We start from the raw sequence: 5,793 nt of genomic DNA, 5'->3' as shown, positions 1-5,793 counted from the left end.
TCGCCGAGGAGGTCCGCAGAGGGTTTGGGAAGCAGGAACCCCTGCTCGACAACGTGTGACTGAGCGCTTCGGCTTGCCAGGCGTCCCCACGCGCGGGTGCTCAGTTCGCCAACTCAACCGCTCATCCGCCAAGTAAAGCGCTCAGTCACAACGAGCAGGTCCGGGCTCGCGGTCGCTGCCGGGGTCAGTAGTCGAGGTCGAGGTAGTCGATGTCGTTGAGGGTGACGTCGGAGAGTCCTGTGGCGCGGGCTCCGCCGTCTTGGAAGTAGATCTCTTTGAATCCTTCGGCGATGATCTGGCGCATCTGCTGGTCGCCGGCTCCGGCCTCGCGGGCGTTGAACAGCCGCTGCGCATACGCCGGGGGGAGGTGGACGGTGAGGCGTCGGAAGCGTCCGTCGTCGGTGGTGCCGACGGGTGCGGTGTAGCCGAACCGGGCCCTGGTCTCCACCGTGATGCCCGTGGTGGCGGCTTGCTTGCGGCGGCGTCTGCGGACCTGGGGCTGCCAGCGCGCCCGTACGGCCGCGTCGATCCGTTCGGCGATGGCCTGGGGCGGGTGCTTGCGTTCGCCCTTGCGGTAGCGCTCCACCGACCGCTGGCTGACCCCGATCTCCGCCGCGACGGCTTTGGTCGTCTTGAGCTGCTTGATCAGGAAGTTGATGCGTGCCTGGAGGGTCTTGGGCGGCTGGCGGGTGAAGCCCTCCCGGTCGGCGCGTTCGATGGCGTCGTCGATCTCTCCCACAGCGTCTACTCGCCTTCGTCCAGGACGGCGTCGCCGCCTTTGATGTGGCGGGCGGGGTTGTAGCCCTGTTCCATGAGGTCGACCGCCCACAGCATCGACTGGACGCCTTCCAGCTTGGCCAGGCCCGGGGTGGGGCCGAGGCGGAAGCCGCCGGGCTGCGGCTTGCCGGACGCGGCGTAGGGGAGGAAGTCCAGCGGGCTCGCACCCTGTGAGGGGTACACGACGCAGTCGGACAGCACGGCGAGCGGATACAGGCCCGTCATGGTGGCCATGTTGCGCAGTTTGCGGTGCATGTTGATGCGGGCCTTGCTGATGACGGCGGCGCGGATGTCGGGGCGCCAGGTCGGCCGCTGAAGGGCCGGCCACCGCTCGCCCTCCTTGTACTTCTTGCCCTGCGGGCGCTCGCGGAGCTTGCCGATGCCGCCCTTGACCGTGGCCTTGATAGCGGCCAGGACGGCCGCCATCGCCGGATCGGCCTCCTTGTGCCGCTCCATCGCCGCCAAGAACTCCGCGTCGGTCATGTCCTTGGTGACGCCGAGGTCGGCGAGGGTGTCCACGTAGGCGGCCTTGAGGCGGTCGTGCCACGGGTCCAGGTACGCGCCGGTCTCCCGCCGCAGGTACCCCTCGAGGGGAGCCACGTTGTAGCCGAGCTCCTGGGCGTAGGCGACGGTGTGCGTCTGGTACCAGGCCGGGCCGGTCGGCCGGGTGCCGTCCGGAGTGAAGGGCGAGGGCAGCCGGGGGTCCACCTCGACGTGGGACAGGTCGACCAGCCAGCTTCCGGGGATCTTCGGGTTGAACTTCGGGCCCACGAAGTGGTCGGGGGCTGACACGCCGACGACCAGGCGGGCCGCGGCCGCGAGGAACGCCGTGTTCAGGTCCAGGCCGACTGCGAAGGGCAGCGTGCACTCCTCATCGGTGAGCAGGTCCACCGGCCGCACCCACTGGTACGCCTCTTCATTGATGAAGCCACCGGTCCAGCCGCTGTCGACGACGACGGGGTGCTCGGGGGTGGCCTCCGGCGGCGCCGGGTCCATCGGCTCCGTGCCCAGCGAGCCGGGGTTGTGGCCGGGCACCCAGTTCCCGCTCGCTTCGTCGCGAACCGCGCGGGTGGGCGGGCGCAGCGCCGTCATCAGCTCCAGCCCAGAGACGGCCGTCGATCCGCGCGGGGTGATGACCCGGGTTGCGTAGACACCGAGGACGCGGGCGATGTCGGCCGGCTCCATCTCCGTAACGCCGGGCCAGGACCGCTCATCGAGGGCGTCCCAGGACAGGATCGCGAGCTGCACGCACTGCCTGTCGCGGCCCTGGGCCTTGCGGTAGATCCTTGCCCATGGGCCGAACCCGCGCTGGGTGAGCCGCCATTTCGCCTTCACCACCTGCTTGACCACGGGGTGATCCTCCGGCAGGCGCAGGGAGCGGCGCTGCTCGTGGCCTTCCAGGCGCTCGGGCAGCCCGAGCTTCACGGCAGCCGCGGCAGTGAGCACGATCAGCGGATCACTGTCCTTGCCGTAGCGGTTCAGCTTCGGCGCTCCGAGGCCGGACTCGCGCAGCGTCCACTCCACCAGCTCCACCACGGTGCTCGCCGGGCAGTCCAGCACGATCCCGCCCGTGCCGTACGCGCAGCCGTCACCGTCCAGGACCGCGAGGGGCCCGTGCGGGAAGCGCGGGTCGGCTGCGGGCTGCGCCGCCTTCTGCGTGGCCGGACGCCGCGATGTTGCAGCGGGTGGGATGGCGGGGCGCGCCGGCGCTGCAGCCGCAACGGCGGGAGCCTGTGGGGCATCTGCCGTCTCCACCCTGGACGCGGCCGGTTCGGTAGACGCCGCGGGAGCCGATGCGGCAACCGAGGCTGTCGGAGCTGCGCCGGGGGCAGGATATTTCGCCGCCCATCCGTTCAGCAGCCGCTGGTAGGCGTCCAGGCGCGGCGACTTCGGCTCGCTACGGCCGTTCTCCCAGTTCTTCACTGACTGAGTCGTGGTCTTCAACGCGGTGGCGAGGCGGGCCTGGGTGATACCGGCGGCCTCACGCAGCCGGGCACGCTCCGCCGGAGGCGGCAGGTGCGGCTCCTCGTTCAACAGGGCGTCGACGGACGCGAACAGCTCTTCCTCAGAGGCCATGACCCTGCACCCTCACTCCAGGCAAGCATTGCTTAACCACAAACTTATCCCGTTCCTTAGCCTTCCAGAGCCCATTCCAGCCCTAGCGCGGCGAGTGCAGAGAGCTTGTCGGTGGCGAGCTTCGCCCTGCGGGTCTTCTGGTTCATGATCCATACTCCAAGCCGGACCTCGACCCCGTCCTCCAGTAGCTCTACATGGGCCCTGGGGACCTTCACAGAGCCTGTGCGGGTTCTGTACTGCGCGAGGGCCGCCACACCCCGCTCGAACGTCGTGGAAGCCCTTGTCGGCTCCTCCGGCGCCGGGGCGAGCGGTGTGATGCCGAGCTGCCCCAGGCGTTCGCGCTGTCCGTCGGTCAGGGCCTGCCAGACCTTCGGCGTCCGCTGCCGGGCCAGCCACTTGCCGATGTCCATGCCGTGGACCGTGACGCCAGGCAGGACTTCCGCCTGGCCCTCTTCCTCGGCCACCAGCTCGCGCAGTGCGGCGTAGTGCCGCTGCCAGTCGGCCGGCCACGACGGGTTCCAGTCCTCGTCGACCTCCCTGAGCGCTGTCTCCCACTCGGGGTGACCGTCCAGCGCACCCATGCGGCGCAAATTGCTCAACCACTGTCCTACCGGTCTGGACAGGGCCACTGCGGACCTCGGAGCGCAGAGGGTCCAGTGCTGGTCGTAGTACGCCTTCGCGGCCTCCAGGTTCTCCTGGAACCGCTCATCGGCCAGAGACCAGACCATGCCGAGTTTCTCCAGCCGCCGGGCACGCAGGCCGCTCATCTGCCCCGCGCCGTAGGCCCGTCGCTGTTCCGCCACCCATGACCCAAGAGGGTATGCGCCCTCTTTGTGACCATATGGGACTCGAGCATGCTGCTCACGCTCCGTGAACTTCTTCAGCGCTGCCCAGCCGCGCGCCCAGTCCTGCTTCTCCGTGTCGATCACATTGAAGCTGACCCAGTCCGCGACCATCACCGGGTCACGCGGAACCGCGAAACGGAGCAACAGACGAGATTCTTCCTCACCTTCCTCGGGCGCCGCACCGATGTTCACGGACGGCTGCGTCACGTCCTTCTGCGGCTCCTGTGGAATCGCTAGCAATTCCACGGACTCTTCATCATGAGCCCGAAGACCTTCGAGTACCTTCACCAAAGGCCGATACGATCCGGAGGTGAACATGTCTTCCGGCTTCTCTCCCGGCTGGAGAAAAACCGGCACGATCAAAGAAGCCAATTTCCCCTGCCCCGGCTTCTGCCGCAAAGCGCGCCCGATGGCCTGCACGATGTCGTGCGGCGCCCCCTTGGGGTCCAACAGGGCCACACTGTCCACGGCCATGATATCGACGCCCTCACCCAGGACACGACAGTTCGACAGCACCGCACGCCAGGCGGTGGAGCCGAACTCACCCAACACGCCGCGCCGGCGCTCCGGAACGTGCTCCCCGCACAGCCAGTCCGCCCAGATCTTCGCTGGGTACTTCTCCGGCTGGTCGGCGTGCAGCTTCGCGGCCACGCGCTCCAGGCCCTCCGCGTAAGCCTGTGCCTCTATCGTCCGGTGGTGGAAGGTGATGCAGGTCTGGAGGTTGTGCTGCTGCATCGTGTGCAGGAGCGCGGCCTGCAAGGCTCCCAGCCGCTGCCCGCGCACTTCCTCGCTGCGCCGCTCCTCACCCATCAGCTTCTCCGGGGTGACGACCGGGTCCTGGAGCTCCAGCACGATGATCTGGTACCGCGCCAGCAGACCACGCGAGACGGCCGACGCCAGGCTGAGCTTGTACAGGACGGGCCCGAAGACCTTCTCGTCGTCCATGGAAGCCGCCATCTCACGCGGCAGCGGATCCCGTACCCCCTCGGCAACCTCCCGGCTGAGCCGCTCCTCCCAGATCCGCGGCGTCGCCGTCAGATACAGCCGCCGGTGCGCCGGGATGACGCTCTGGTCGTGGATGTCCGCCCAGGCCTTACCCATCGAGCCACTTGTCCGGTGCGCCTCATCGACCACGGCGAGATCCACCGGGGCCAGTTGCTGGCCGTAGACGCCCTCGAAAGCCTCCGCCAGCACTCCCAGCGACGCGTACGTCGCGTAGATGGTGACCGGCCCCTGCCCGTGCCACAGTGCCAGCTGCACGGGGTTCGTGGTGGAGCGCACCTTCAGGTTCCACAGCTCCGGGTCGTCCTGGAGCGAGCACACGGCAACCGCCGGCCCCTTGTGCCCGGCCTCGTGCCACGCCTTCACCGTCTGCGCCAGGAGATCCAGCGTCGGCACCAAAACGAGAATGCGCCCCTTCGGCACAAGCCGCTTAGCCGACGCGGCAGCAATAATCGTCTTTCCGGTGCCGCACGCGGCGTGCACCTGCCCGCGCAAGCCATTCCAGGGAATACCGCCCGGCGGGATATCGAGACCGCGCACAATGGCGGCAACGGCTTCGATCTGGTGGTCACGCAGTTTCACGGCCATGCCCCGTGTTCTCCTTTTCGCGGAATGTGGCGCGTAATCAGAAAGGGAAACCCGGCGCGGTGACCGCGTTCCGGGGGATGTGGTGTCTTTTCCCAGACTCTACACAGTGCATCACTGTGATGCATCCTCCTTGCGCCAACTTCCGTCCCCAAAGTGATACATGGCTGATTCTCGCCCCGTAGAGGTCGATTTCCCTGTATGCTGGTGGAGCGTTGTTGAGCTTGGCCGTACGAGTCTTGCGAGTTGAGGAGGGGTCAGGGTGGAGCGCAGCGGAGCCCGTCACTGCGGTGGGCAGGCACCTGCCGGGCCGACGGTCCGTCAGTCTCTGCGGGGGTGATGGCTGGAATTCCCAGTGGCTACACAGGCCCGCACGCGATGCACCTCCTCTCACCGCCAGCCCTGGCATCCGCGCTTGCGCGGGTGCCCTCAATTCGCGCTTGCGCGAATTGACACGCTTTTAGAATTCCGCTTGCGGAATTCAATTTCCGCGCTTGCGCGGAAATTT

General features: G+C 67.8%; 3 protein-coding genes. All 3 read right to left on the bottom strand.

The features are described from left to right. Positions 1-184 precede the first annotated feature (184 nt). Genes AB0E85_RS39580 through AB0E85_RS39570 form a run of 3 tightly spaced genes read right to left on the bottom strand, consistent with a single transcriptional unit; the run spans position 185 to position 5,288 of the window. Positions 185-739 carry an XRE family transcriptional regulator gene (locus AB0E85_RS39580; RefSeq protein ID WP_361937607.1) on the bottom strand — a complete coding sequence of 185 codons (555 nt, stop codon included), beginning with the start codon at positions 737-739 and terminating at the stop codon, positions 185-187. Between the two features lie 5 nt (positions 740-744). Next, a complete protein-coding gene (locus tag AB0E85_RS39575; RefSeq protein WP_361937606.1) occupies positions 745-2,853 on the bottom strand; it encodes a helix-turn-helix domain-containing protein in 2,109 nt (702 codons plus the stop codon). 56 nt (positions 2,854-2,909) lie between these two features. Further along, positions 2,910-5,288 carry a Helicase associated domain protein gene (locus AB0E85_RS39570; RefSeq protein WP_361937605.1) on the bottom strand — a complete coding sequence of 793 codons (2,379 nt, stop codon included), beginning with the start codon at positions 5,286-5,288 and terminating at the stop codon, positions 2,910-2,912. Positions 5,289-5,793 lie beyond the last annotated feature (505 nt).

The organism is Streptomyces sp. NPDC029044, assembly GCF_040637495.1.
Taxonomy (GTDB): domain Bacteria; phylum Actinomycetota; class Actinomycetes; order Streptomycetales; family Streptomycetaceae; genus Streptomyces.
This window is presented reverse-complemented; position numbering and strand designations above follow the sequence as displayed.

Excerpts from the sequence above, each read along its gene's own strand:
- AB0E85_RS39570 (WP_361937605.1), bottom strand. The coding sequence starts at position 5,288 with ATGGCCGTGAAACTGCGTGACCACCAGATCGAAGCCGTTGCCGCCATT.
- AB0E85_RS39575 (WP_361937606.1), bottom strand. The coding sequence starts at position 2,853 with ATGGCCTCTGAGGAAGAGCTGTTCGCGTCCGTCGACGCCCTGTTGAAC.